This is a genomic window from Streptomyces sp. DT190 (genome assembly GCF_049846985.1).
Classification (GTDB): Bacteria; Actinomycetota; Actinomycetes; order Streptomycetales; family Streptomycetaceae; genus Streptomyces.
On the sequence record NZ_JBNCNM010000002.1, the window covers coordinates 235,998 to 260,807 of the forward strand.

At 69.8% G+C, this 24,810-nt stretch carries 22 protein-coding genes and 2 tRNA genes; 14 read left to right on the top strand and 10 right to left on the bottom strand.

The window, feature by feature from the left end:
* Positions 1-66: 66 nt before the first annotated feature.
* Genes ACPXCS_RS04520 through rpmH form a run of 5 tightly spaced genes read right to left on the bottom strand, consistent with a single transcriptional unit; the run spans position 67 to position 2,786 of the window.
* A complete protein-coding gene (locus ACPXCS_RS04520; protein ID WP_425944317.1) occupies positions 67-579 on the bottom strand; it encodes a protein jag in 513 nt (170 codons plus the stop codon).
* Between the two features lie 15 nt (positions 580-594).
* The gene (gene yidC / locus ACPXCS_RS04525) at positions 595-1,881 is read right to left on the bottom strand and encodes a membrane protein insertase YidC (RefSeq protein ID WP_425944315.1); all 1,287 of its coding nucleotides are present in this window, start codon (positions 1,879-1,881) and stop codon (positions 595-597) included.
* Between the two features lie 3 nt (positions 1,882-1,884).
* Entirely contained in the window at positions 1,885-2,259 is a 375-nt protein-coding gene (gene yidD, locus ACPXCS_RS04530; protein WP_365736438.1) for a membrane protein insertion efficiency factor YidD, read from the bottom strand.
* Entirely contained in the window at positions 2,256-2,627 is a 372-nt protein-coding gene (gene rnpA, locus ACPXCS_RS04535; RefSeq protein ID WP_078650725.1) for a ribonuclease P protein component, read from the bottom strand. Before rnpA ends, yidD begins: the two co-directional genes overlap by 4 nt.
* 21 nt (positions 2,628-2,648) lie before the next feature.
* Positions 2,649-2,786: a 50S ribosomal protein L34 gene (gene rpmH, locus ACPXCS_RS04540; RefSeq protein ID WP_003956500.1), complete on the bottom strand. Its 138-nt coding sequence runs from the start codon at positions 2,784-2,786 to the stop codon at positions 2,649-2,651.
* Positions 2,787-3,160: 374 nt separating this feature from the next.
* Between rpmH and dnaA the strand changes: the two genes are divergently transcribed.
* The 9 genes from dnaA to ACPXCS_RS04585 all read left to right on the top strand — a co-directional run bounded on the left by dnaA (position 3,161) and on the right by ACPXCS_RS04585 (position 16,151).
* The gene (dnaA, locus tag ACPXCS_RS04545; RefSeq protein ID WP_425944311.1) at positions 3,161-5,311 is read left to right on the top strand and encodes a chromosomal replication initiator protein DnaA; all 2,151 of its coding nucleotides are present in this window, start codon (positions 3,161-3,163) and stop codon (positions 5,309-5,311) included.
* An 881-nt stretch (positions 5,312-6,192) separates the two neighbouring features.
* Positions 6,193-7,323 (top strand): DNA polymerase III subunit beta, encoded by a 1,131-nt coding sequence (gene dnaN, locus ACPXCS_RS04550; protein ID WP_356441910.1) that lies wholly within the window; start codon positions 6,193-6,195, stop codon positions 7,321-7,323.
* A gap of 164 nt (positions 7,324-7,487) precedes the next feature.
* Positions 7,488-8,363 carry a phosphogluconate dehydrogenase (NAD(+)-dependent, decarboxylating) gene (gene gnd / locus ACPXCS_RS04555; protein WP_425944308.1) on the top strand — a complete coding sequence of 292 codons (876 nt, stop codon included), beginning with the start codon at positions 7,488-7,490 and terminating at the stop codon, positions 8,361-8,363.
* 55 nt (positions 8,364-8,418) lie between these two features.
* Entirely contained in the window at positions 8,419-9,540 is a 1,122-nt protein-coding gene (gene recF / locus ACPXCS_RS04560) for a DNA replication/repair protein RecF (RefSeq protein WP_425944306.1), read from the top strand.
* On the top strand, positions 9,537-10,067 hold the full coding sequence (locus ACPXCS_RS04565) for a DUF721 domain-containing protein (protein WP_425944303.1): 531 nt from the start codon (positions 9,537-9,539) through the stop codon (positions 10,065-10,067). The genes recF and ACPXCS_RS04565 overlap by 4 nt, the downstream gene beginning before the upstream one ends.
* A gap of 363 nt (positions 10,068-10,430) precedes the next feature.
* Positions 10,431-12,503 (top strand): DNA topoisomerase (ATP-hydrolyzing) subunit B, encoded by a 2,073-nt coding sequence (gyrB, locus tag ACPXCS_RS04570; RefSeq protein WP_425944301.1) that lies wholly within the window; start codon positions 10,431-10,433, stop codon positions 12,501-12,503.
* Positions 12,504-12,545: 42 nt separating this feature from the next.
* A complete protein-coding gene (gene gyrA, locus ACPXCS_RS04575; protein ID WP_425944300.1) occupies positions 12,546-15,140 on the top strand; it encodes a DNA gyrase subunit A in 2,595 nt (864 codons plus the stop codon).
* 18 nt (positions 15,141-15,158) lie between these two features.
* On the top strand, positions 15,159-15,977 hold the full coding sequence (locus ACPXCS_RS04580) for a DUF3566 domain-containing protein (protein ID WP_425944298.1): 819 nt from the start codon (positions 15,159-15,161) through the stop codon (positions 15,975-15,977).
* Positions 15,978-16,077: 100 nt separating this feature from the next.
* Positions 16,078-16,151: transfer RNA gene (locus ACPXCS_RS04585), tRNA-Ile, on the top strand.
* 343 nt (positions 16,152-16,494) lie between these two features.
* On the opposite strand, the gene ACPXCS_RS04590 is transcribed toward ACPXCS_RS04585, so the two are convergent.
* On the bottom strand, positions 16,495-16,860 hold the full coding sequence (locus ACPXCS_RS04590) for a DUF6344 domain-containing protein (protein ID WP_425944297.1): 366 nt from the start codon (positions 16,858-16,860) through the stop codon (positions 16,495-16,497).
* A gap of 337 nt (positions 16,861-17,197) precedes the next feature.
* Here ACPXCS_RS04590 and ACPXCS_RS04595 point away from each other — a divergent pair, with 337 nt between their 5' ends.
* Positions 17,198-17,326, top strand: coding sequence for a DLW-39 family protein (locus tag ACPXCS_RS04595; RefSeq protein WP_003999697.1), 129 nt, complete (start codon positions 17,198-17,200; stop codon positions 17,324-17,326).
* A gap of 140 nt (positions 17,327-17,466) precedes the next feature.
* The gene (locus ACPXCS_RS04600) at positions 17,467-18,825 is read left to right on the top strand and encodes a hypothetical protein (protein ID WP_425944295.1); all 1,359 of its coding nucleotides are present in this window, start codon (positions 17,467-17,469) and stop codon (positions 18,823-18,825) included.
* 31 nt (positions 18,826-18,856) lie between these two features.
* On the opposite strand, the gene ACPXCS_RS04605 is transcribed toward ACPXCS_RS04600, so the two are convergent.
* Together ACPXCS_RS04605 and ACPXCS_RS04610 are read right to left on the bottom strand one after the other, a co-directional pair.
* The gene (locus ACPXCS_RS04605; RefSeq protein ID WP_425944293.1) at positions 18,857-20,563 is read right to left on the bottom strand and encodes a protein kinase domain-containing protein; all 1,707 of its coding nucleotides are present in this window, start codon (positions 20,561-20,563) and stop codon (positions 18,857-18,859) included.
* 193 nt (positions 20,564-20,756) lie between these two features.
* Positions 20,757-21,305 carry a helix-turn-helix domain-containing protein gene (locus tag ACPXCS_RS04610; protein WP_175433579.1) on the bottom strand — a complete coding sequence of 183 codons (549 nt, stop codon included), beginning with the start codon at positions 21,303-21,305 and terminating at the stop codon, positions 20,757-20,759.
* 180 nt (positions 21,306-21,485) lie between these two features.
* On the opposite strand from ACPXCS_RS04610, the gene ACPXCS_RS04615 reads away from it, so the two are divergent.
* A tRNA-Ala gene (locus ACPXCS_RS04615) sits at positions 21,486-21,558 on the top strand.
* A gap of 175 nt (positions 21,559-21,733) precedes the next feature.
* Here ACPXCS_RS04615 and ACPXCS_RS04620 read toward each other — a convergent pair.
* Positions 21,734-22,435 (bottom strand): DUF5324 family protein, encoded by a 702-nt coding sequence (locus ACPXCS_RS04620; protein ID WP_425944291.1) that lies wholly within the window; start codon positions 22,433-22,435, stop codon positions 21,734-21,736.
* 338 nt (positions 22,436-22,773) lie between these two features.
* On the opposite strand from ACPXCS_RS04620, the gene ACPXCS_RS04625 reads away from it, so the two are divergent.
* Together ACPXCS_RS04625 and ACPXCS_RS04630 are read left to right on the top strand one after the other, a co-directional pair.
* Entirely contained in the window at positions 22,774-23,301 is a 528-nt protein-coding gene (locus tag ACPXCS_RS04625) for a peptidylprolyl isomerase (RefSeq protein ID WP_425944289.1), read from the top strand.
* Positions 23,302-23,394: 93 nt separating this feature from the next.
* Positions 23,395-24,285: a rhomboid family intramembrane serine protease gene (locus tag ACPXCS_RS04630; protein ID WP_425944287.1), complete on the top strand. Its 891-nt coding sequence runs from the start codon at positions 23,395-23,397 to the stop codon at positions 24,283-24,285.
* Positions 24,286-24,541: 256 nt separating this feature from the next.
* Here the strand turns inward: ACPXCS_RS04630 and crgA are convergent, their stop codons facing one another.
* Positions 24,542-24,796 carry a cell division protein CrgA gene (crgA, locus tag ACPXCS_RS04635; protein ID WP_311682564.1) on the bottom strand — a complete coding sequence of 85 codons (255 nt, stop codon included), beginning with the start codon at positions 24,794-24,796 and terminating at the stop codon, positions 24,542-24,544.
* Positions 24,797-24,810 lie beyond the last annotated feature (14 nt).

Here is a 24,810-nt window from a genome sequence, read left to right on the forward strand (position 1 = left end):
CTATCAGGCTGACAAAGTTCGGCCCCGTCTGCGCAACAGACGGGGCCGGGGAAACGTAGAGGCCGATCAGGCGGGCAGAACGACGACGAAGCGCTCCGGCTCCTCGCCCTCGGACTCGCTGCGCAGGCCGGCGGCCTTGACCGCGTCGTGCACGACCTTGCGCTCGAAGGGCGTCATCGGCTGCAGCTTCACGGCCTCGCCGCTGCTCTTGGCCTCGGCGGCGGCCTTGGCGCCCAGCTCGGACAGCTCGGAGCGCTTCCGGGCGCGGTATCCCGCGATGTCGAGCATCAGACGGCTGCGGTCACCGGTCTCCCGGTGCACGGCCAGACGGGTGAGCTCCTGGAGCGCCTCCAGCACCTCGCCGTCGCGGCCGACCAGCTTCTGCAGGTCACGGCTGCCCGTGTCGCTGATGATCGAGACAGAGGCACGGTCGGCCTCGACGTCCATGTCGATGTCGCCGTCGAGGTCGGCGATGTCGAGCAGACCCTCCAGGTAGTCCGCCGCGATCTCGCCTTCCTGCTCCAGGCGAGTCAGGGTGTCTGCACCCTCGGCAGCGGCGGAGGTGGTGCCTTCCGTCACGGGATGGACTCCTTCTTACTTCTTGGACGGGGACTTGGGCCGCTGGGGACCCTTGCGCTGTCCGGACTGGGCCTTGCTGCGGGTACCGCCGGCGGGCTTCGCGCCGCCCTTCTTGGCAGCGGGGGCGGGCTTGGCGTCCTCGGGCTCGTCGGACTTGGTCAGCGAGGTCTTCGGCTCCTGCTCACCGGCCGCCTTCGCACCTCCGACGGTGCCGGACTGGCGCTGCGCCTTGGTCTGCCGCTTGGGCTGCTGGCGCTTCGGCGTTCCGGTGGTCACCGGCGTACCGTCCTCGGCCTGGGCGGCGGCCGCGGCGTCGCTCTTGATCACGGTGCCGTCGGCCTGGGCGGCGAGTCCGGCCTTGCTCAGGCCGTTGATGAACTTGCGCTCGAACTCGTTGCGGTCGCGGCCCTTGGCGACGATGGCCTTCACGATGACGCGGTCGCGGCGCCGGCTGACCTTGGCGCGCTGCGTGACGTGCTTGTGCAGGCGCTCCAGGTACTCGGCCTGGGCCTTGGAACCGGGAGTCGGGTTGTTGCGGATGACGTACATCTGCTGGCCCATGGTCCACACGTTGGTGGTCAGCCAGTAGACGAGGACACCGACCGGGAAGTTGATGCCGAAGACGGCGAACATGACCGGGAAGACGTACATCAGCATCTTCTGCTGCTGCATGAACGGCGTCTTCACCGTGGTGTCGACGTTCTTCGTCATCAGCTGGCGCTGTGTGAAGAACTGCGACGCCGACATCAGGACGATCATGACGGCGGTGACCACGCGGACGTCGGTGAGGGTGGCGCCGAGCGCCTCGACCTTCGACGCGCTGTCGGTGAACTTCACCGCCAGGGGGGCACCGACGATGTGCGCCTTCTGCGCGCTCTGCAGCAGGTTCTCGTTGATCACACCGATGGTGTCGTTCGAGGCGATGCTGTTGAGCACGTGGTACAGGGCGAAGAAGAACGGGGACTGCGCCAGGATGGGAAGGCACGAGGAGAGCGGGTTGGTGCCCGTCTCCTTGTACAGCTTCATCATCTCTTCGGACTGACGCTGCTTGTCGTTCTTGTAGCGCTCCTGGATCTTCTTCATCTCGGGCTGGAGCGTCTGCATCGCCCGGGTCGCCTTGATCTGCTTCACGAAGAGCGGGATCAGGCAGATACGGATCAGGATCACCAGGGACACGATCGACAGGCCCCAGGCCCACCCGGTGTCGGGGCCGAAGATGGCGCCGTACACCGTGTGGAACTGGACGATGACCCAGGAGACGGGTGTGGTGATGAAGCTGAAGAGGCTGGCAATCGTGTCCACTAATCATGCTCCTTGGGCATGGGACGGTGTCTCTGCGGCCGGGCTCGAAGGACTCGACGGACTTGTGGGAGAAGTCTGTCCCTCGGTGGCCGGGTCGGCGGAGGAGGGCCCGCCCTTGCGTGCGCGCCACGCGTTACGCAGCATTTCGTGCCACCGCGGACGCTTGCGCGGCGGGACGTGGTCCACACCGCCCAGCGACCACGGATTGCACCGCAGGATGCGCCAGGCCGTGAGTGCCGTGCCCTTGATGGCACCGTGCCGGTCGATGGCCGTGTAGCCGTAGTGGGAGCACGACGGGTAGTACTTGCAGACCGGCCCGAGCAGCGGACTGATCGTCCACTGGTAGAGCTTGATCAGAGCCAGCAGCGGGTACTTCATCGCGCGCCCCCTCCCAGCAGCCGTTGAAGGGCGGCGTCCAGGTCTCGGGCCAGCTGTGCATGGTCGGCGTCGCCCGATCCGGGCAGCGCTCGTACGACTACCAGGCTACCGGGGGGCAGCTGGGCGACTCGCTCGCGCATCAGGTGGCGAAGCCTGCGCTTCACCTTGTTGCGCACGACCGCGCCACCCACAGCCTTGCTCACGACGAAACCCGCACGCGTCGGGGGAGCGCTCTCCCCAGGCGCATGCGGGTCCGTGGCACCGCTTCGAAGGTGGACGACGAGGGTCGGGCGGCCTGCCCGACGACCTCGTCGTACCGCGGTCGCGAAGTCCTCGCGCCGCCTCAGCCGGTTCTCGGTGGGCAGCACGACGTCATGACCTGATCGGGATCAGGCGGACAGGCGGGCGCGACCCTTGCTACGGCGGGACGCGAGAATCGCGCGGCCGGCACGGGTGCGCATACGCAGCCGGAAGCCGTGGGTCTTCGCGCGACGACGGTTGTTCGGCTGGAAGGTGCGCTTGCTCACTCGGGGGCTCCAGAAAGAATCGGTGGTTGCGGGGTGCCGTCCTGGCTGTCACCGTGCGCCCACGAGTAGCTCGCAGTTACGCCCGAGTGCACCGCTGACCGATCACCCCAGTGATCTGTGCCCATCGGAGGCAGGCGGCAGCAGCCATCGACAACTCGACCTGGTTACGGTACGCGCGGCTACGCCATCCGGTCAAACCAGGAGTCCCCGGGAGACACTTGTCCACAGGCTGGGGACAACAACTTGAACCGCAGCCGCCGCCCTGACTACCGTGACTGGACTCCGATTCGTTCCCTTATCCCTGCCCGACCCGATTTACATCCCGACCCGTCCCCGGATCACACCTTCGAGGGACCCGTGAGAGAGCGTGCCCTGTGGCTGACGTACCTGCCGATCTTGCCGCAGTGTGGCCACGCGTATTGGAGCAGCTCCTCGGGGAGGGCCGCGGCCAAGGGGTCGAGGCGAAGGACGAGCACTGGATCCGGCGCTGCCAGCCGCTCGCGCTGGTCGCCGACACGGCTCTGCTCGCCGTACCGAACGAATTCGCCAAGGGCGTGCTCGAAGGCCGTCTGGCGCCGGTCGTCAGCGAGACGCTGAGCCGCGAGTGCGGCCGTCCGATCCGGATCGCGATCACCGTCGACGACTCCGCGGGCGAGCCCCCGCCCGCGCCGGCACCGCAGGCCCGCCCCCAGTCGCGCTACGAGGAGCCCGAGCTCCCGTCCGCACGCCAGGACCGCGACGGTTACGACGCCCGCCCCGACCGTGACGGCTACGACGGCCGCAAGGACCGCGACGGTTACGACAGCCGCCAGGACCGCGACGGGTATGACGCGCGTCCGGACCGCGACGGCTACGACGCGCGCCCGGAGCGTGACGCGTACGACAACCGTCCGGACCGGGACGGCTACGACAGCCGTAAGGACCGGGACGGCTACGACGGCCGCAAGGACCGGGACGGGTACGAGGGCTACGGCCGGCACCGTGCCGAGCCGCTGCCCGGCACGGGCGGCGACCAGCATCCGCCTACGCGCGCAGACCAGCTTCCGACGGCCCGACCGGCCTACCCCTCCGAGTACCAGCGCCCCGAGCCCGGCGCCTGGCCGCGGCCGACGCAGGACGACTACGGCTGGCAGCAGCAGCGCCTCGGCTTCCCCGACCGTGACCCGTACGCGTCACCCTCGCAGGACGCCTACGGCGGCCAGGACTCCTACGGATCCCCCGATTCCTACGGCTCACCGAAGGAGCCCTACGGATCGCAGGACTACCGGCCGCAGCCGATGGAGCGCCCCTCCTACGAGCAGCAGCGCTCCGAGTACGAGGCCTCGCGGCCCGACTACGACCAGCGCGACCCGGTCCGGCGCGAGCTGCCGGAGCCGCCGGCCGGCTCGGGGCACGTGCACCGGGGCGGCCCGGTCGGCCCGAACCTGCCGACGACCGGGGCGCCCGGCCCGCTGGCCGCGCAGCCCGCGCCGGCGACCGGCCCGGGCGAGCCCACCGCACGCCTGAACCCGAAGTACCTCTTCGACACCTTCGTCATCGGCGCGTCCAACCGCTTCGCACACGCGGCCGCGGTCGCCGTCGCGGAGGCGCCGGCCAAGGCGTACAACCCGCTGTTCATCTACGGGGAGTCCGGGCTCGGCAAGACGCACCTGCTGCACGCCATCGGGCACTACGCGCGCAGCCTGTACCCCGGCACGCGGGTGCGGTACGTGAGCTCGGAGGAGTTCACGAACGAGTTCATCAACTCCATCCGGGACGGCAAGGGCGACAGCTTCCGCAAGCGGTACCGCGAGATGGACATCCTGCTCGTCGACGACATCCAGTTCCTGGCGGACAAGGAGTCGACGCAGGAGGAGTTCTTCCACACCTTCAACACGCTCCACAACGCCAACAAGCAGATCGTGCTCTCCAGCGACCGGCCGCCCAAGCAGCTGGTGACGCTGGAGGACCGGCTGCGGAACCGCTTCGAGTGGGGACTGATCACGGACGTCCAGCCGCCCGAGCTGGAGACGCGGATCGCGATCCTGCGCAAGAAGGCGGTGCAGGAGCAGCTGAACGCGCCGCCGGAGGTCCTGGAGTTCATCGCGTCCCGGATCTCGCGGAACATCCGCGAGCTGGAGGGCGCGCTGATCCGGGTCACGGCGTTCGCCTCGCTCAACCGGCAGCCGGTGGACCTGGGACTCACGGAGATCGTCCTCAAGGACCTCATCCCCGGCGGCGACGACTCGGCGCCGGAGATCACCTCCACGGCCATCATGGGCGCCACGGCCGACTACTTCGGGCTGACCGTCGAGGACCTGTGCGGCACCTCCCGCGGCCGTGCCCTCGTCACCGCCCGGCAGATCGCCATGTACCTGTGCCGGGAGCTGACGGACCTGTCGCTGCCGAAGATCGGCGCGCTGTTCGGCGGCCGCGACCACACGACGGTCATGCACGCGGACCGCAAGATCCGCAATCTGATGGCGGAGCGCCGCTCCATCTACAACCAGGTCACGGAGCTGACCAACCGCATCAAGAACGGCTGAGCGCCGCTACCCGGACCGCGGAAGGGCGCCCCCGGAGCCTCCCGGGGGCGCCCTTCCGCGTGCTCAGGGGCATCCGCGCCGGCCGCCGCCCACACCCCGCTGTTCGAATAGTCGCGGGGTTACGGCCTCCCTCCACAGATTCGGGGACTTTCTGCCGTCCACATCCTGGGGACCGGGAAGTTGTCCAGATCGTGTCCACAGGGAGCGCGGTTGAAAGACCATCAGACCAGCTCAGCCGCTTGTGGATTGGTGGACGAAGGATCTCCACAGACTGTGGACGAAGCGGTGATCCACAGGCTGTGCACCGAGTTGTCCACGGGTCGCCCACAGGCTGGGGGCGGTTGTCCCCAGCGATCGGCGGCTTCTCCACATGGCTGTCCACTGTTCGGCAACCCGACGCGCCTCCTCACCGGGTCGAGTGAAAGGCGTCACACAAAGGTGCCGGGTTGGGCTGTGGGAAAGCTGGGTAAACCTGGGGACGGCACTGGGGAGAACTCGCCTCACCCTGTGCACGGGGTGTGGAGAACTTTCCGTTCTCCACAGAGACGCCCGGTTGTCCACCGCCGTCACCCACAGGCCCGGTGGACAAAATTTCCGCTCTGAGCTGGGCAAACGTGGTTATCCACGGTATCCACAGGCCCTACTACTACTCCCGACTAGAGAGAGAGCGGAATCCGTTTCGAAGCGGGTCCTGTGCACAACTCGCTCCTCGGCGCCCGGCTGCCCCTCGTCACGACTTGACCCCGAGAGGCACCTACTGTCAGTGCCGTGCGTCAGACTGGTCCCCGGTGTCCTCCCCGTCTCAGGGACCGTCGACACCGAGACAGACGACGAGGGCCAGGCAGAGCGAGAAGCGCCGGCAACAGCAGGAGGCGGCAACAGTGAAGATCCGGGTGGAACGCGACGTACTCGCGGAGGCAGTGGCCTGGGCGGCTCGCAGCCTCCCGGCCCGTCCGCCGGCGCCTGTCCTCGCCGGCCTGCTCCTGAAGGCCGAGGAGGGCCAGCTGAGCCTGTCCGGCTTCGACTACGAGGTCTCCGCCCGGGTGGGCGTCGAGGCCGAGGTCGAGGAGGAGGGCACGGTCCTGGTCTCCGGCCGCCTGCTCGCGGACATCTGCCGCGCGCTCCCCAACCGGCCGGTGGAGATCTCCACAGACGGTGTACGGGCGACGGTGGTCTGCGGCTCCTCGCGGTTCACCCTCCACACCCTGCCTGTGGAGGAGTACCCGGCCCTGCCCCAGATGCCGAACGCGACGGGCACGGTCCCCGGCGAGGTCTTCGCCTCCGCGGCCGCCCAGGTCGCCATCGCCGCCGGCCGTGACGACACGCTGCCCGTCCTCACCGGCGTCCGCATCGAGATCGAGGGCGACACCGTCACGCTGGCCTCCACCGACCGCTACCGCTTCGCGGTCCGCGAGTTCCTGTGGAAGCCGGAGAACCCGGACGCCTCCGCGGTCGCCCTGGTGCCCGCCAAGACGCTCCTGGACACCGCCAAGGCCCTGACCAGCGGCGACCAGGTGACCCTGGCGCTGTCCGGCTCGGGCTCGGGCGAGGGCCTGATCGGCTTCGAGGGCGCCGGCCGCCGCACCACGACCCGCCTGCTGGAGGGCGACCTCCCGAAGTACCGCACGCTGTTCCCGACGGAGTTCAACAGCGTCGCCGTGATCGAGACCGCCCCCTTCGTGGAGGCCGTCAAGCGCGTGGCCCTGGTCGCCGAGCGGAACACCCCGGTGCGGCTGAGCTTCGAGCAGGGCGTGCTCATCCTGGAGGCCGGCTCCAGCGACGACGCACAGGCTGTGGAAAGGGTGGACGCCCAGCTGGAGGGTGACGACATCTCGATCGCCTTCAACCCGACGTTCCTGCTGGACGGCCTGAGCGCCATCGACTCCCCGGTCGCCCAGCTGTCCTTCACGACGTCCACCAAGCCCGCGCTGCTCAGCGGCAAGCCCGCGCTGGACGCCGAGGCGGACGAGGCCTACAAGTACCTGATCATGCCGGTGCGCCTCAGCGGCTGAGCCCCGCCGGCTGTCCACAGGCTGGGGGTAAAGCCGCAGGTGGGGGCGTGCGACTGAGCGCGTATGCCCACAGATGTGCGCGAGCGTCCGGGATTAGGCTCGGACGCGGCACACACGTGTCGCAGCGCCACGTCGGACACCTGCAAACCGAAGGAAAACAACTGATGGAGCTCGGTCTCGTCGGCCTCGGCAAGATGGGCGGCAACATGCGCGAGCGGATCCGCCGCGCGGGCCACACCGTGTACGGATACGACCGCAACCCGGACCTCGCCGATGTCCACAGCCTGGAAGAGCTTGTGGGCAAGCTCAGCGGACCGCGCGTGGTCTGGGTGATGGTCCCGGCGGGCGAGGCCACCCAGTCCACCGTCGACCGCCTCGCCGAGCTGCTGGAGCCGGGCGACGTCGTCGTGGACGGCGGCAACTCCCGCTGGACGGACGACGAGAAGCACGCCGAGGAGCTGGCCGCCAAGGGCATAGGCTTCGTCGACTGCGGCGTCTCCGGCGGCGTCTGGGGCCTGGAGAACGGCTACGCGCTGATGTACGGCGGCGACCCGGAGAACGTCGCCAAGGTGCAGCCGGTCTTCGACGCCCTCAAGCCGGAGGGCGACTTCGGTTCCGTGCACGCCGGCAAGGTCGGCGCGGGCCACTTCGCGAAGATGGTCCACAACGGCATCGAGTACGCCATGATGCAGGCCTACGCCGAGGGCTGGGAGCTGCTGGAGAAGGTCGACTCCGTGACCGACGTCCGGGAGGTCTTCCGCTCCTGGCAGGAGGGCACGGTCATCCGCTCCTGGCTGCTCGACCTCGCGGTGAACGCGCTCGACGAGGACGAGCACCTGGACGGGCTCCGGGGTTATGCACAGGACTCCGGCGAGGGACGCTGGACCGTGGAGGCCGCGATCGACAACGCGGTGCCGCTGCCGGCGATCACCGCGTCGCTGTTCGCGCGGTTCGCCTCCCGTCAGGAGGACTCGCCCCAGATGAAGATGATCGCGGCGCTGCGCAACCAGTTCGGCGGCCACGCGGTCGAGAAGAAGTAGCCGAGAAGAAGTAGCCGGAAGCAACCGAGCACCGAGGGAGGTCGGCGGAACGACCATGCACGTCACGCATCTGTCGCTGGCCGACTTCCGCTCCTATCCCCGGGTCGAGGTCCCGCTCGACCCGGGGGTGACGGCCTTCGTCGGGCCGAACGGGCAGGGCAAGACCAACCTCGTCGAGGCCGTCGGCTACCTGGCCACCCTCGGCAGCCACCGGGTCTCCTCCGACGCCCCCCTGGTCCGCATGGGCGCCGAGCGCGCGATCATCCGGGCCCAGGTGCGGCAGGGCGAACGGCAGCAGCTGGTCGAGCTCGAAATCAACCCGGGCCGTGCCAACCGCGCCCGTATCAACAGATCCTCGCAGGTCAGGCCGCGTGACGTGCTGGGGATCGTCCGTACGGTCCTGTTCGCGCCGGAGGACCTCGCCCTGGTCAAGGGCGACCCCGGGGAGCGGCGGCGCTTCCTCGACGAGCTGATTACCGCCCGCTCGCCGCGCATGGCCGGGGTCCGCTCCGACTACGACCGGGTGCTCAAGCAGCGCAACACCCTGCTGAAGTCGGCCGCGCTGGCCCGGCGGCACGGCGGCCGCTCCATGGACATGTCCACCCTGGACGTGTGGGACCAGCATCTGGCGCGCGCGGGCGCCGAGTTGCTCGCCCAGCGCCTGGACCTGATCGCCACGCTCCAGCCGCTGGCCGACAAGGCGTACGAGCAGCTCGCCCCCGGCGGCGGCCCGGTCGCCCTGGAGTACAAGCCGTCCGCGCCGGGTGAGGCGCACACGCGCGACGACCTGTTCGAGCAGCTGACGGCCGCGCTCGCCGAGGCCCGCAAGCAGGAGATCGAGCGGGGCGTGACGCTGGTCGGGCCGCACCGCGACGACCTGCTGCTCAAGCTCGGCCAGCTGCCCGCCAAGGGCTACGCCTCCCACGGCGAGTCCTGGTCGTACGCGCTGGCGCTGCGCCTGGCCTCGTACGACCTGTTGCGGGCCGAGGGCAACGAGCCGGTGCTGGTGCTCGACGACGTCTTCGCGGAGCTGGACACCCGCCGGCGCGAGCGCCTCGCCGAACTGGTCGCCCCCGGTGAGCAGGTCCTGGTGACCGCGGCGGTGGACGACGACGTCCCGCACGTGCTGTCCGGGGCGCGGTACGCCGTGTCCGAGGGGACGGTGGAGCGCGTATGAGCGCGCAGGAGCCGAAGAAGAACCCCGAGCCCTCCGGTGTGGACCTCGCGCGCGTGGCCCTGCGCGCCGCCAAGGAGGCCGCCCGCGCGCGGGGGGACGCCGCGCAGCAGAAGAAGCAGGCGCGCCGCGGCGGCGGGCTGCGCTCCGGCGCGCGCGCCGACGGCCGCGACCCCATGGCGCTCGGCGGAGCGATCAACCGGCTGATCACCGAGCGCGGCTGGGAGGCCCCGGCCGCGGTGGGCGGTGTGATGGGCCGCTGGCCGCAGATCGTCGGAGAGCAGCTCGCCGGCCACTGCACCCCGCAGCGGTACGACGAGGACGAGCGGGTGCTGATCGTGCAGTGCGAGTCGCCGGTCTGGGCGACCGAGGTGCGCCGCCTTGCTCCGGTGCTCGTCGCCCGCCTCAACGAGGACCTGGGGCACGGCACCGTGCGGCACATCAAGGTCGTCGGACCCAGCGCTCCCGCGCGCCGCTACGGCCCTCTGCGCGCCCCCGGCAGCAGCGGTCCCGACGACAGCTACAGGTGACTTACGTCACGTCTTTCGGGCCCGGACCGGCGTCTGCGGCCGTCCTGTCGCCGCACCGCACACGGTTGCGAATCGCGACCTGACTCCGAAGTAGCCAAGGGTTGACGGCCGGAAGCGCTGAGTGGCTCCGTGAGCCTCTTGGAGCCCCCATCCGTATATCGGGAGTCGGACGAGACCCGTCGAGGGCGGCACATGCGGACTCAGGTACCGGCAAACCCCCATCAGTGTCAGTGCTACCGGTAGACTGGGAGCAATCCCGCCCCACTCGTGGGGACCGTCCGGGAAAAGCTGAGCAACGCTGATCAAGGCTTACCAACGCAACATGCCGCAGCCGCTCCGGCAACCCGCCGACGAGCCTGGCTCGTGCTGTGCCAGAAAGGGCGCTTCGTGGCCGATTCCGGCAACCCCAACGAGAACATCCCGTCCCCCGAGGCCCCGGCCGGAGTCGCCGAGGCCTCCGTAACGGCGTCGTACGACGCCAGTGCCATCACCGTCCTCGAGGGTCTGGACGCGGTCCGCAAGCGACCCGGTATGTACATCGGTTCCACCGGTGAGCGCGGCCTGCACCACCTCGTGTACGAGGTCGTCGACAACTCCGTCGACGAGGCGCTGGCCGGGCACGCGGACACGATCGAGGTCACGATCCTCGCCGACGGCGGCGTGCGCGTCGTCGACAACGGCCGCGGCATCCCGGTGGGCATCGTCCCGTCCGAGGGCAAGCCGGCCGTCGAGGTCGTGCTGACCGTGCTGCACGCGGGCGGCAAGTTCGGCGGCGGCGGCTACGCGGTCTCCGGTGGTCTGCACGGCGTCGGCGTCTCGGTCGTGAACGCCCTGTCCAGCAAGGTCTCCGTCGAGGTGCGGACCGACGGCCACCGCTGGACGCAGGACTACAAGATGGGCGTGCCGACGGCGCCGCTGGCCAAGCACGAGGCCACGGACGAGACCGGCACCTCGGTCACCTTCTGGGCCGACGGCGACATCTTCGAGACCACCGACTACTCCTTCGAGACGCTGTCGCGGCGCTTCCAGGAGATGGCCTTCCTCAACAAGGGCCTGACCATCAAGCTCACCGACGAGCGCGAGTCGGCCAAGGCCACCTCCGGTGCGGACGAGGCCGGCGCGGACGAGACCGCCGAGGTCAAGACGGTCACGTACCACTACGAGGGCGGCATCGTCGACTTCGTGAAGTACCTCAACTCCCGCAAGGGAGAGGCGGTGCACCCGTCGGTGATCGACCTCGAGGCCGAGGACAAGGACAAGTCCCTCTCCCTCGAAGTCGCCATGCAGTGGAACAGTGGTTACAGCGAGGGCGTGTACTCCTTCGCCAACATCATCCACACCCACGAGGGCGGCACCCACGAAGAGGGCTTCCGCGCGGCGCTGACGAACCTGATCAACAAGTACGCGCGCGACAAGAAGCTGCTCCGCGAGAAGGACGACAACCTCACGGGCGACGACATCCGCGAGGGTCTCACCGCGATCATCTCGGTGAAGCTGAGCGAGCCCCAGTTCGAGGGCCAGACCAAGACCAAGCTGGGCAACACGGAGGCGAAGACCTTCGTCCAGAAGGCCGTCTACGAGCACCTCAACGACTGGCTGGACCGCAACCCGGTCGAGGCCGCGGACATCGTCCGCAAGGGCATCCAGGCCGCCACCGCGCGCGTGGCCGCCCGCAAGGCCCGCGACCTGACCCGCCGCAAGGGCCTGCTGGAGACGGCGTCCCTGCCGGGCAAGCTCTCGGACTGCCAGTCGAACGACCCCACCAAGTGCGAGATCTTCATCGTCGAGGGTGACTCCGCCGGCGGTTCGGCCAAGTCCGGCCGCAACCCGCAGTACCAGGCGATCCTCCCGATCCGCGGCAAGATCCTCAACGTCGAGAAGGCCAGGATCGACAAGATCCTGCAGAACCAGGAGATCCAGGCGCTGATCTCGGCCTTCGGCACGGGTGTGCACGAGGACTTCGACATCGAGAAGCTCCGCTATCACAAGATCATCCTGATGGCGGACGCCGACGTCGACGGCCAGCACATCAGCACGCTGCTGCTGACCTTCCTGTTCCGCTTCATGCGGCCGCTGGTCGAGGCCGGGCACGTGTACCTGTCGCGTCCGCCGCTGTACAAGATCAAGTGGGGCCGGGACGACGTCGAGTACGCCTACTCGGACCGCGAGCGCGACGCGCTCATCGAGATGGGCCGTCAGCGCGGCAAGCGCGTCCGCGAGGACTCGATCCAGCGCTTCAAGGGTCTCGGCGAGATGAACGCCGAGGAGCTGCGCGTGACCACGATGGACCAGGAGCACCGGGTCCTCGGCCAGGTCACCCTGGACGACGCCGCGCAGGCCGACGACCTGTTCTCGGTCCTGATGGGCGAGGACGTCGAGGCCCGGCGCCAGTTCATCCAGCGCAACGCCAAGGACGTCCGCTTCCTCGACATCTGAGTCGGTCTCAGCTGACCGCACCAGGAAGGATCCCCACCAGCAATGACCGACGAGAACACTCCCGTCACCCCTGAGCAGGGCGGCGACCTCGCGATGCGTGTCGAGCCCGTCGGGCTCGAGACGGAGATGCAGCGCTCGTACCTCGACTACGCGATGTCCGTCATCGTCTCGCGTGCGCTGCCCGACGTCCGCGACGGTCTCAAGCCCGTGCACCGCCGCGTCCTGTACGCCATGTACGACGGCGGCTACCGCCCCGAGCGCGGCTTCTACAAGTGCGCCCGCGTCGTCGGCGACGTCATGGGCAACTACCACCCGCACGGCGACTCCTCCATCTACGACGCGCTCGTGCGCCTCGCCCAGCCCTGGTCGATGCGCATGCCGCTCGTCGACTCCAACGGCAACTTCGGCTCCCCGGGCAACGACCCGGCCGCGGCCATGCGGTACACCGAGTGCAAGATGGCGCCGCTGTCGATGGAGATGGTCCGTGACATCGACGAGGAGACCGTCGACTTCACGGACAACTACGACGGCCGCTCCCAGGAGCCGACCGTCCTGCCGGCCCGCTTCCCGAACCTGCTGATCAACGGCTCGGCCGGTATCGCGGTCGGCATGGCGACCAACATCCCGCCGCACAACCTGCGCGAGGTCGCGGCCGGTGCCCAGTGGTACCTGGAGAACCCCGAGGTCTCGCACGAGGAACTGCTGGACGCCCTCCTGGAGCGCATCAAGGGCCCCGACTTCCCGACCGGCGCGCTCGTCGTCGGCCGCAAGGGCATCGAGGAGGCGTACCGCACCGGCCGCGGCTCCATCACCATGCGCGCGGTGGTCGAGGTGGAGGAGATCCAGGGCCGCCAGTGCCTGGTCGTCACCGAGCTGCCGTACCAGACGAACCCGGACAACCTCGCCCAGAAGATCGCCGACCTCGTCAAGGACGGCAAGATCGGCGGCATCGCGGACGTCCGCGACGAGACGTCCTCCCGCACGGGCCAGCGGCTCGTGATCGTGCTCAAGAGGGACGCGGTCGCCAAGGTCGTCCTGAACAACCTCTACAAGCACACGGACCTGCAGACGAACTTCGGCGCCAACATGCTGGCGCTGGTCGACGGCGTGCCGCGCACGCTCTCGCTCGACGCGTTCATCCGCCACTGGGTGACGCACCAGATCGAGGTCATCGTCCGCCGTACGCGCTTCCGGCTGCGCAAGGCCGAGGAGCGGGCCCACATCCTGCGCGGCCTGCTGAAGGCCCTGGACGCCATCGACGAGGTCATCGCGCTGATCCGGCGCAGCGACACCGTCGAGATCGCCCGCGGCGGCCTGATGAGCCTGCTGGAGATCGACGAGATCCAGGCCAACGCCATCCTCGAGATGCAGCTGCGCCGGCTGGCCGCCCTGGAGCGCCAGAAGATCGTCCAGGAGCACGACGAGCTCCAGGCGAAGATCAACGAGTACAACGAGATCCTGGCCTCCCCGGTCCGCCAGCGCGGCATCGTCAGCGCGGAGCTGGCCGCGATCGTCGAGAAGTACGGCGACGACCGCAAGACCAAGCTGATCCCGTACGAGGGCGACATGTCCATCGAGGACCTGATCGCCGAGGAGGACATCGTCGTCACGGTCACCCGGGGCGGCTACATCAAGCGCACCAAGACCGACGACTACCGCGCCCAGAAGCGCGGCGGCAAGGGCGTGCGCGGCGCGAAGCTCAAGGAAGACGACATCGTCGACCACTTCTTCGTGTCCACCACGCACCACTGGCTGCTGTTCTTCACCAACAAGGGCCGCGTCTACCGCGTGAAGGGCTACGAGCTGCCCGACGCCGGCCGGGACGCGCGCGGCCAGCACGTGGCGAACCTGCTCGCCTTCCAGCCGGACGAGGCGATCGCCGAGATCCTGGCGATCCGCGACTACGAGGCCGTTCCGTACCTCGTGCTCGCCACCAAGGCCGGTCTTGTGAAGAAGACGCCACTGAAGGATTACGATTCGCCCCGCTCCGGCGGTGTGATCGCGATCAACCTCCGGTCGATGGAGGACGGTTCGGACGACGAACTGATCGGTGCCGAACTCGTCTCTGCCGATGACGATCTGCTTCTGATCAGCAAGAAGGCGCAGTCGATCAGGTTCACCGCATCGGACGACACCCTGCGGCCCATGGGCCGTGCCACCTCGGGTGTCAAGGGCATGAGCTTCCGCGAGGGTGACGAGCTGCTCTCGATGAATGTTGTTCGACCCGGTACGTTCGTGTTCACTGCCACAGACGGCGGGTACGCGAAGCGGACCAACGTCGACGAGTACCGCGTCCAGGGTCGCGGCGGCCTCGGCATCAAGGCCGCCAAGATCGTCGAGGACCGCGGTTCCCTCGTCGGCGCGCTGGTGGTCGAGGAGACCGACGAGATCCTCGCCATCACGCTGTCGGGCGGTGTGATTCGCACGCGAGTCAACGAGATCAGGGAAACCGGCCGTGACACCATGGGCGTCCAACTGATCAATCTGGGCAAGCGCGATGCCGTCGTGGGCATCGCTCGCAACGCCGAGGCGGGACGCGAGGCGGAGGAGGTCGACGGCGACGTGGTCGTCGACGAGTCCGCCGAGGGGGCCGGGACCACCGGCACGGACGAGGGTGAGGCGCCCTCGGCCGAGTAGCACGAGGAGTGAGTCAGCGTGAGCGGAGCCACGGGCGCCGGACCGGCCGGTACCTCGAAGGGTACGGAGACGGACGGCGGCGGCCGTGGCTCCGCCGCGCGTGCGGCGGATCCGCACACGACCAACCTGAAGGCGATCAAGTCCCCGACCAAGGACTCGGCCTCGCCTGACGCGCATGGATCACAGGGGGGAACTGTGACGGACACCCGAGGTCCGCAGACCCAGCACAAGCCTGGAGCGGGCCCGGCCGCCACCGGCGCACCGGCGCAGCCGCAGCCGGCCGCCCAGGACCAGGGCGCCGCCGCGCAGCCGGCCTCGCCGCTGCCGGGGGAACGGCAGACGCAGCAGCCGGCCGGGCCGTACCACCCGCCGCAGGCCTACCCGGCGCAGCAGGGGGCCGTCGCCGGTGCCGACGCGGGGGCGGCCGCGATGCGGCGTCCGCGCACGGGGGCGCGCACCACGCCCCGCGTCCGCAAGGCGCGCCTGCGGGTGGCCAAGGCCGACCCGTGGTCGGTGATGAAGGTCAGCTTCCTGCTCTCCATCGCGCTGGGCATCTGCACGATCGTCGCCGCAGCGGTGCTGTGGATGGTCATGGACGCGATGGGCGTCTTCTCGACCGTCGGCGGCACGATCTCCGAGGCCACCGGCTCCAACGAGTCCAACGGCTTCGACCTGCAGGCCTTCCTGTCACTGCCCAACGTCCTGCTGTTCACGTCGGTCATCGCGGTCATCGACGTCGTCCTCGCGACGGCCCTCGCGACGCTCGGCGCGTTCATCTACAACCTCTCCGCGGGCTTCGTGGGCGGTGTGGAGCTGACGCTCGCCGAGGACGAGTGACGCCCCTCTGCGGTCGCCCCGGCAACCGATTTTGGGACTGCCCATGTCGTGCGCTAATCTTCAGGAGTCAGCGCGCGGGACACACACCGCAGAGCGCGGCGGGGCTATAGCTCAGTTGGTTAGAGCGCATCCCTGATAAGGATGAGGCCACAGGTTCAAATCCTGTTAGCCCCACAGTGAAGAACCCTCGGTCCACTGGACCGGGGGTTTTCTCGTTCCCAGGAAGACAGCCGTAGCCCGCGGCCTGCGGTGTGGGGTGGCTCTGTGACGAGCCGTGGGAGCGGCGCGCGGGCAAGGGGCGTGTGACGGCCGGCGCCGGTGTGCAGTGGGGTGGGCACTGGCGCCGGTGTGCAGTGGGGTGGGCACCGATGTGCTTCTCGCGGTCCTCTGCCGGTGATCGGGACGTGCCGGCTCGGGACATGCGAAGACCCCGGCCGTAAGCGGCCGGGGTCTTTGCGGGTCTCTGGTGGGTCGTGGGGGTACGCAAGATCGCCAGGACGTACCAGGGACCGGGCGTTCAGCGCGTGAGGGGAGTGAGGCGGGCGGCGGCGGGGTCGCCCTCGGCGTCCGGGTCCTCGTCGTGGCAGTCGGTCGTGGTCGGGGCCGTCGAGTCCGTGAGGGAGCGGTGGCGGCAGCGCGGGGACTTGCCGTGAGCCTCGGCGCGGATGCGCTGCTTCATCGTGGGGGGCAGGGCCCTCGCCTGGGCCCAGGGAGCGCTCACCGGTGCCGTCCGCTGGTGCGGGATGCGCTCGCTGTTGCGCTGCTGCTCGGCCTGCGGTACTGCGGCCGCGGCGGTCGTGGTGATGAATCCGAGCGCCGTGCACAGGGCGAGGAAGGCGGTGACGATGGCGGTCCACAGCTTCATGACCTTGTTCCGGGCCATGGCCCCTCACTTTCGGGTTGGGCGATTTGCGTACTTTCCTCATGATGTGTAGGAGGGCTGCGAAGTGGTGGACCTCCGGCCGTGGCGCGACGATGTTCAGATGAACACCACCCGTATGGACGCAAGAGCCCCGAAAACGTGAGGAGAGGGGAGGAGAGTGGTCGAAGTAACCGTCCGTCGGCGTGTGATCACCCTCCGATCGGAGCGGTGGCCTCCGCTTCTATCCCGGTCTGCGGGCCGGGAGTTGACGACCGACGCAGGTCACCGATCGGTATCGGTCGGTGTGTATAGTCGGGCGCCAGAGGTCCCCTACGTCAACGAAAGACGAGGTCGCGCGGTGAAGAAGCTTCTCCTGGTCGCACTGGCCGCCATCGGCGGGCTCCTCGTGTACCGCCAGATCCAGGCGGATCGCGCCGAGCAGGATCTGTGGACGGAGGCGACTGACTCCGTGCCCACGGGTTCGTGAGTCACGACAACCACTGACGAGCACACCCCGGCCGCCTCGCGGTCGGGGTTTTGTGTGCCGAGGGCCGGTCGCGAGCCCGCGCGGCGAGGCAGGATGGGCCACGGTTCACGGTTCCGGTCCGGCGACGTGAGAGGTGGCGCGTGAGGGGACGGTGGAGTACGGCGCGCGAGCGGCGTGCGGGGGCGTGGCGCGGCAGGCCGTCGAAGGCCGTGCGCCTGGGCGCCGTGGCCGTGGCGCTGGGGACGACCGCCGCCGTGGGGCCGGGCCCCGCCGCTCAGGCCGCCGGCGACTCCGCCAGGGCGGCCACACCGGGCCCGTACGCCTTCGCCGACGGCGCCAGGACCGTCGAGGGGGCGCGCAGCACCGCGGACGCCGAGCGCCTGACGCCCGGTACCGCCTACAAGAGCTCCCTGCCGAGCGACGGCAAGGTCAGCTACCGAATCCTGCTCGACGCGACGTCCAGCGCGTACGTCTCCGTCACCGCCGTCCCACCCGCCGGCAGCACGGTCTCCGTCGTCGACGGGCTCAGGGTGTCCGTGCAGGACGCCGAGGGCAACTCCTGCTCGTCCGACACCGCGAGCTTCGGTGCCGCCCGCAGCCCTCACCCCGTCGCCGCGTGGGGCGTGCGCGAGATCTCCCCCACCAAGTCGCTGTGCCAGGAGGCCGGCGCGTACTACGTGTCCGTCGAGCGCTCCGACCCCGACGGTGAGGGGTCCTCGCCCGGCGCCTGGGACCTGGAACTCCTCGTCACGACCGAGCCGCCGACGGCGAAGACCGGCGCGACCGGCGCCCCACAGGTGTGGAATTCCGCCACCCCCCAGCCGCTCCAGGGCGACGCAGAGCCCCGGCGCGGCGGTGCGGGGTTCGCCGGGGCGACTCCCCTCGACGAAGGGGTCTGGCGTGACGACATCCGCCCCGGTCAGACGCTCTTCTACGCGGTGCCGGTCGACTGGGGCCAGCAGCTCTCGGTGACGGCCGACCTGGGCAGCTCCGGCTCCGGCGGCACCGGGTACGCGGCCGGCGCCCTCGACCTGGCCCTCTACAACCCCGCGCGCGGCCGCGCCGCCGGTGTCGGCGTCGGCTACGACGGCGACCAGGCGTCCGGCAGCCTGCCGCCGCTGCCCCCGGTCGACCACACCAACCGCTACGGCGCCGTACCCCAGGTCAACGCGATGCGCTTCGCCGGCTCCTACTACCTCGTCGCCCACCTCGCGCGGGACGTCGCCGACAGCTTCGGCGAGGGGCCGTTCGCGATGACTCTGCGCGTGAAGGTGAGCGGCGAGCCCCGCAGCGGGCCCGGATACGAGGGGGAGTCCCGGCCGGCGGGCGTCTTCGACGTCTCCGAGCAGGACCGGGAGGCGGCCGCGGAGGGCGTGCCCGCGTCGGGCGACGACACCGCGATGCGGGTGGTCGCCGTGGGCGGGATCGGCACCGGGAGCGCGCTGCTCGTGGGGCTCGGGGTGTGGACGTTGGTGGCTCGGCGCCGAAGCGCCGCGTAGCCGTGCCCGGCCGTCGCCCCGGGCCGGGGCCTCAGATGCGGGTCAGCGCCCAGAAGCCCACGGCGTAGCAGGCCAGGGCGAGGAGCAGCAGGGGGATCGCCACCTTGGCCGGGGGGCCGGGGCGGGACGGCCGTGGTGCCCGGTGCCGGGACGCGGGCTGGCTGCCTGTGGCCGGAGCGGCCTGTGGGGTCCGGGCGGTGTACGAGGCGGTGACGGTGTCCGCGCGCTGTGGCTCGGCCGGGGGCAGGTGCCCGGGGGCCGGGTACGCCGGGGGCAGCGGCTGGGCGGCGGGCCGGGGATGCGTGAGGTCGTAGGGGGAGAACCGGGGCTGGGGATGAGCGGGTCGGGGTGGCGCGTGGTCGGCCGCGGCCGGTGCGGGGGAGGAGGCCCCCGTGGACTGCGGAGGCGGCAGGTGGAAGCTGCCCGTGTCCGATATGGAGGGCTGCGGAGCAGGGGAGGAGGGCGGAGAGTCCGGGGTCTGCCGGGGGTCCGGCTGTACGGAACCGGTGCCCGCCGGGGCAGGTCGGCCGTTCTCCGCGCCGGAGGCTTCAGCCTGCTGCCGGGACCCCGTGGACGCCGTGAAGCCCGTGGACCCGGTCGAGCCCGTGGATGCCGTGGAACCCGGCGACCCGGTGGAACCCGTGAACCCCGTGGATGCCGTTCCTGTCGGAGGTTGGGCCTGTTGGGCCTCCTGGGCCTCCTGGGCCTCCTGGGCCTGTTGGGCCTCCTGGACCTGCTGGGCCTGCTGGGCCGGGCCCGCGGCCGGTTCCGCGCCGGCCGACGGGCTCGACGAACTCCCGTTCGTCCCCGGCTCCGAACCGCTCCAGTTCTCTCTCGGCCCCAGCCCCCGTGCCCGCTCCAGCGGCCCCTCGGGTGCGAACCCCTTGGGCAGGGGCCCGAGTTGGTCGAAGATCTCGATCAGCTCGTCGTCCGGGCCCGGCTCCGGGAGGAGCTCCGCCGCGGCCGCGAGCGCCTTGCGCGCCCCTGTGGCGGTACGGAACCGCGCCTCCGGATCCGGTTGCAGCAGGGTGGCCACCACCTGCCACAGCGGCTCGGGGATGCCCTTGGGCGCTCCCGGCGTGCCGTGCTCGGCGAAGTACTGGATCAGCGCCTTGCTGTCCGGCTTCGCGCCCTCCAGCAGGTACAGCGCGACCAGGCCCACGGCGAACAGGTCGGCGGGGAAGTCCGGCTCGGCGCCCATCAGTTGCTCGGGCGCGAGATAGCCGGGCGTCCCCACGACGAGGTTGGTCTCGGTCAGCCGGGGCTCGCCCAACCGCATCGCGATGCCGAAGTCGGACAGCCGCAGCCGCGGCCGGCCCGTGCCGGTGGCCTCCAGCAGCACGTTGGCGGGTTTCACGTCCCGGTGCACCACGCCCTCCGCGTGCACCGCGGACAGTCCGGACAGCAACTGGTCGAGCAGGGTGCAGACGAACGCCGGCGGCAGGGGCCCGTAATCCCCGACGAGATGCACCAGGGAACCCCCGGCGACCAGGTCCATCGTGAACAGGACCTTGTCGTCGTCGGCGGCCCAGCTGGTGGGGGCGAGCACATGGGGATGGTCGATCCGCAGGGCCTGTTCGCGGACGAAGCGCAGCAGCGAGTGCGCGTCGCTCTGCAGCAGGACCTTGGCGGCCACATAGCGGCGGCGGCGGTGGTCCCAGGCGCGCCAGACCGCGCCGACGCCCCCGCGTCCGATCGGGTCGACCAGTTCGTACCGGCCGGCGAAGACCTCACCCATGGCTGTAGGTCGCTCCTCCCCCTGTGGTCTCCCCCCTTGCTTCCCCCGCGGCGAGCGCTACGACTCCCCCGACGGTCCTCCGGCGGTCCCCCGTGCGGCACACGCCCCCTCGTGCCCGCCCGTATCGTGACGCACCCCCGTCACTGCGTCCCCACGCCCGCTGCCGAACCCCCTTCGGCGGCCGGGCGGAGGATCAGCTCTGGTGGGACTGGTAGTGCGCGACCGCGTCCGAGGTACGGCCGGCGCCGTAGACCCGGAGGAACTCTGCCAGCTCCGGGTGGGTCGGGGCGAGGGTGTCCGCGGCGTCGATGATGTCGCCGGCCGCCGCCACCGAGCGCAGCAGCGACTGGATCTCGCGGACGACCCGCTTCACCGTGGGCGCTCCCGAACTGCTGGTCGTCTGCGTGGTGTTGCTGAGCACCGATCCCCCCTGCGACTTCTTGATCTCCTCCATGCGCTCGGTGGCCTCGGCCGCGCTGACGCTGCCGTCCGCGACCTGTCCGGCCAGGTCCTGCAGCAGTTGCACCCGCTGCACCACGGCCGGGTTGCCGATCTTCGCCCGCTGGCCGCTCATCAGCTGCGACAGCATCGGCGCGGACAGCCCCAGCACCCCCGCGAGACGAGCCTGGTTGAGGCCAAGATCGTCGATGAGCCTACGGAAGAGCGCCCCCAGCGGCTCCCCGTACCAGTTCCGCTGCAGTTCCCGCGCTCTTGCGGTGGCTTCCTGCTGTGCGGCGTCCATTGCGTCTCCCCATCGCTTCCCCAAGTACGGCGGTTCGCGGTAGCGAACCACGCCGAGCATCTTACGGAGAGTGGTCGGCGACGGGGACCCCCAATCTTTTTGCGGAACCACGGGGGTGACCCGGTACTCTGGTCTCCGACGCCCGCCCGGATGTGGTCTTCTGGTCGGACGTCTTCTTCCGGGGCCTTAGCTCAGTTGGTAGAGCGCTGTCTTTGCATGGCAGATGTCAGGGGTTCGACTCCCCTAGGCTCCACTGGAAACGCCCTCCGAGCTGCGGAAACGCAGGCACGGAGGGCGTTTTTCGTGGGCCCGCCCGCCGAGGTGGGCGGGTGTTTCACGTGAAACAGCACGGCGGGGCGAGAGACCTCGAGGCATGCCTCAAGTCTCTCGCCCCGCCGTGCTGTTGATCGGTGACGCTTCGGCGACGTTCAGGAACGGTCGTCGCGCTCGGCGGCCTCGTCCTCGGCCTGCTTGGCCTGGACCTCGGGGTCCAGAGCCGACTGGCCGCTGCCGTCCACGGCGGACAGGTGGCCCGACTCGGGGACCTCGGTCGCGGCAGGCGGCTCGACCAGCCAGTCCGGGTTGGCCTGCTTGTCCCACCACTTCCACGCGGCGAAGGCCCCGCCCGCCAAGGCGCCGACGATCACCAGCGTCTTGACGGCCTTGCCGGCCCTCGCCCGCCGTTCGTGCCGGCGGACCAGCTTCTGGATCTCCTTCGACGAGACCTGACCGCGCAGCGCGGCCATCGCGGCCGCACTCCGGGCCGCGGCCTCGGTCGTCACAGGGACGGCCACGGCCATCGCCTGCTCCAGCCTCGGCCGGGAGTAGTCAGCCGCCTGGCGGGCGGCCTTGCGCGTGCGGACGGCGGCCTCGCGGGCGGCCTGGTCGACGTTCGGCGGTACATGGGAGCGGGCCTGCTCCAGATAAGGCTGCACATGGGCGCCGTACTGGACACGTGCCTGCCCGGCGGCCTGCGTCACCTTGGGCGCCAGCCGTACGCGCGCCTCGTGTGCGTAGTGCGCGGCCCTGTCCTTGGCCGTGTCGGCGTAGGGCGCCACCACTTCCGCGGCGTGCAGCACGCTGTCCTTCGCCGAACCAGTCGCGGCGCGCACGCTGTCGATGCGGGTCACGGGTTCCTCCTCCTCGGTGGCGTACGGTATTTCGACTTTCCACCCTTTTACGGATCATGCCTCCGGGAGCCCTACCAGGCATGCGCGGGCGGGCATCCGGGTCACGCAAACCGGCATCCAGTGCCGATCGCGTGCAAGAGCGGATGAATAGGGGGCAACAGGAGCTTGTCGTCGACAATGCCACGGATCCCTGCCGAGCGCCCCCGCCCCGGGGCTACTCGACCTGTTTTCTGTGACCGCCCGCCGAGGGTTTCCCCCCGCTGCGCCGAGGCCGGGCGACGCGAGGGCCCGTCCATGCGAGGATCAGGGAGTCACAGAAAGACAACGGAAGGCAGATCGTGGCTGAGCAGCTCTACGCCACCCTGAAGACCAACCACGGCGACATCGAGGTCCGGCTGCTGCCGAACCACGCCCCCAAGACGGTCAAGAACTTTGTCGAGCTCGCCCAGGGCGAGCGGGAGTGGACGCACCCGGAGACGGGCGAGAAGACCACGGACAGGCTCTACGACGGCACGGTCTTCCACCGGGTGATCAGCGGCTTCATGATCCAGGGCGGTGACCCGCTGGGCAACGGCACCGGCGGTCCCGGCTACCAGTTCGAGGACGAGTTCCACCCGGACCTGCGCTTCGACAAGCCCTACCTGCTGGCGATGGCCAACGCCGGCCCGGGCACCAACGGGTCGCAGTTCTTCATCACCGTCTCCCCGACGGCGTGGCTGACCCGCAAGCACACCATCTTCGGCGAGGTCACCGACGCGGCCAGCCAGAAGGTCGTGGACACCATCGCCACCACCCAGACCAACCCGCGCACCGACCGTCCGGTCAAGGACGTGGTCATCGAGTCCGTGGTGATCGAGAACCGCTGAGGCATCCACCGAGGCCTGCGCGGGGAACCAATCGCCCTGCTCATCCGTAGGGATGAGCAGGGCGGGCTTTTTCACCAAGACCGAGGGGAACCCATGGACGAGCAGGCTGCGGGCAGCCCGCAGGGCGCCCACAGCGTCCCCATGTGCTACCGCCACCCGGGCCGTGAGACGGGCATTCGCTGCACCCGCTGCGAACGCCCGATCTGCCCCGAGTGCATGGTCAACGCCTCCGTCGGCTTCCAGTGCCCCGAGTGCGTCCGCACCGGCTCCGGCACCGGTCACGCCCCCTCGGCCTCGATGCCCCGGACGCTGGCGGGCGGCAGCATCGCCGCCGACCCGCGCCTGCTGACCAAGATCCTCATCGGGATCAACCTGGCGGTCTTCATCGCCGTCCGGGTCCACGAGTCGCTCCTCAGCGACCTCGTCCTGCTCGGCGCCTGGCCGCCCGCGCCCTTCACCCCGACCCAGGGTGTGGCGGGCGGCGAGTGGTACCGCATGGTGACGTCGGTCTTCACCCACCAGGAGATCTGGCACATCGCCTTCAACATGCTCAGCCTCTGGTGGCTCGGAGGTCCCCTCGAAGCGGCCTTGGGACGCGTCCGCTATCTGGCGCTCTATCTCGTCTCGGGCCTCGCCGGCAGTGCGCTCGCCTATCTGCTGGCCTCGCCGAACACGGCGACCCTGGGAGCCTCGGGCGCGATCTTCGGCCTGTTCGGCGCCACGGCCGTGCTGATGCGGCGGCTCAACTACGACATGCGGCCGATCATCGCGCTGCTGGCGATCAACCTGATCTTCACCTTCAGCCCGGGCTTCAACATCTCCTGGCAGGCCCACATCGGCGGACTCGTCGCCGGTGTCGCCGTCGGATACGCCATGGTCCACGCCCCGCGCGAGCGCCGCGCCCTGATCCAGTACGGCGCCTGCGCCCTGGTGCTGGCGGTGGTGGTCCTGGTGACGCTGTTGAGGACGGCCCAGCTCAGCTGAGCGCGCCCGTTGTCCACAGCGGTGGCGGATCTTGTGCACAGTGTGCGAGAACACATGTGCCCCCTGTCACTGACCCGTGTTTGCGCAGGTCAGACAGGGGGCGAACATGTTTTCGAGTCGCGGTACTTCCGTCATACCGGCGTCAACACCCGACGAGTTATCCACAGATCGTCTTTCTTTTTCCCCATGTGGATAACGGCTGTGGATAACTCAGCGAACAGCCCTGGGCAGAGCTGTGGTCACCTTCCGGTGGCCGCTACTTCCACTGGGTCGAGACGCCGAATCCGGCGGCGATGAAGCCGAAGCCCACCACGATGTTCCAGTTGCCCAGGGAGTCGATGGGCAGCGAGCCGTCCGTGACGTAGAAGACGACGATCCAGGCCAGGCCGATGAGGAACATCGCCAGCATGACCGGTGCGACCCAGGCGCGGCTGTTCAGCTTGATCGCGGTCGTCGGCTTCGACGGCGGCGGCGTGTAATCGGCCTTCTTGCGGATACGTGACTTCGGCACGAGGGTCTCTCCTG

What these genes read in the sequence shown, in the direction of transcription:
- gyrA (WP_425944300.1), top strand. Translation starts at nt 12,546, where the DNA reads ATGACCGACGAGAACACTCCCGTCACCCCTGAGCAGGGCGGCGACCTC.
- ACPXCS_RS04590 (WP_425944297.1), bottom strand. Translation starts at nt 16,860, where the DNA reads ATGGCCCGGAACAAGGTCATGAAGCTGTGGACCGCCATCGTCACCGCC.
- ACPXCS_RS04565 (WP_425944303.1), top strand. Translation starts at nt 9,537, where the DNA reads ATGAGCGCGCAGGAGCCGAAGAAGAACCCCGAGCCCTCCGGTGTGGAC.
- yidD (WP_365736438.1), bottom strand. Translation starts at nt 2,259, where the DNA reads ATGAAGTACCCGCTGCTGGCTCTGATCAAGCTCTACCAGTGGACGATC.
- ACPXCS_RS04630 (WP_425944287.1), top strand. Translation starts at nt 23,395, where the DNA reads ATGGACGAGCAGGCTGCGGGCAGCCCGCAGGGCGCCCACAGCGTCCCC.
- gnd (WP_425944308.1), top strand. Translation starts at nt 7,488, where the DNA reads ATGGAGCTCGGTCTCGTCGGCCTCGGCAAGATGGGCGGCAACATGCGC.
- recF (WP_425944306.1), top strand. Translation starts at nt 8,419, where the DNA reads ATGCACGTCACGCATCTGTCGCTGGCCGACTTCCGCTCCTATCCCCGG.
- ACPXCS_RS04605 (WP_425944293.1), bottom strand. Translation starts at nt 20,563, where the DNA reads ATGGGTGAGGTCTTCGCCGGCCGGTACGAACTGGTCGACCCGATCGGA.
- ACPXCS_RS04610 (WP_175433579.1), bottom strand. Translation starts at nt 21,305, where the DNA reads ATGGACGCCGCACAGCAGGAAGCCACCGCAAGAGCGCGGGAACTGCAG.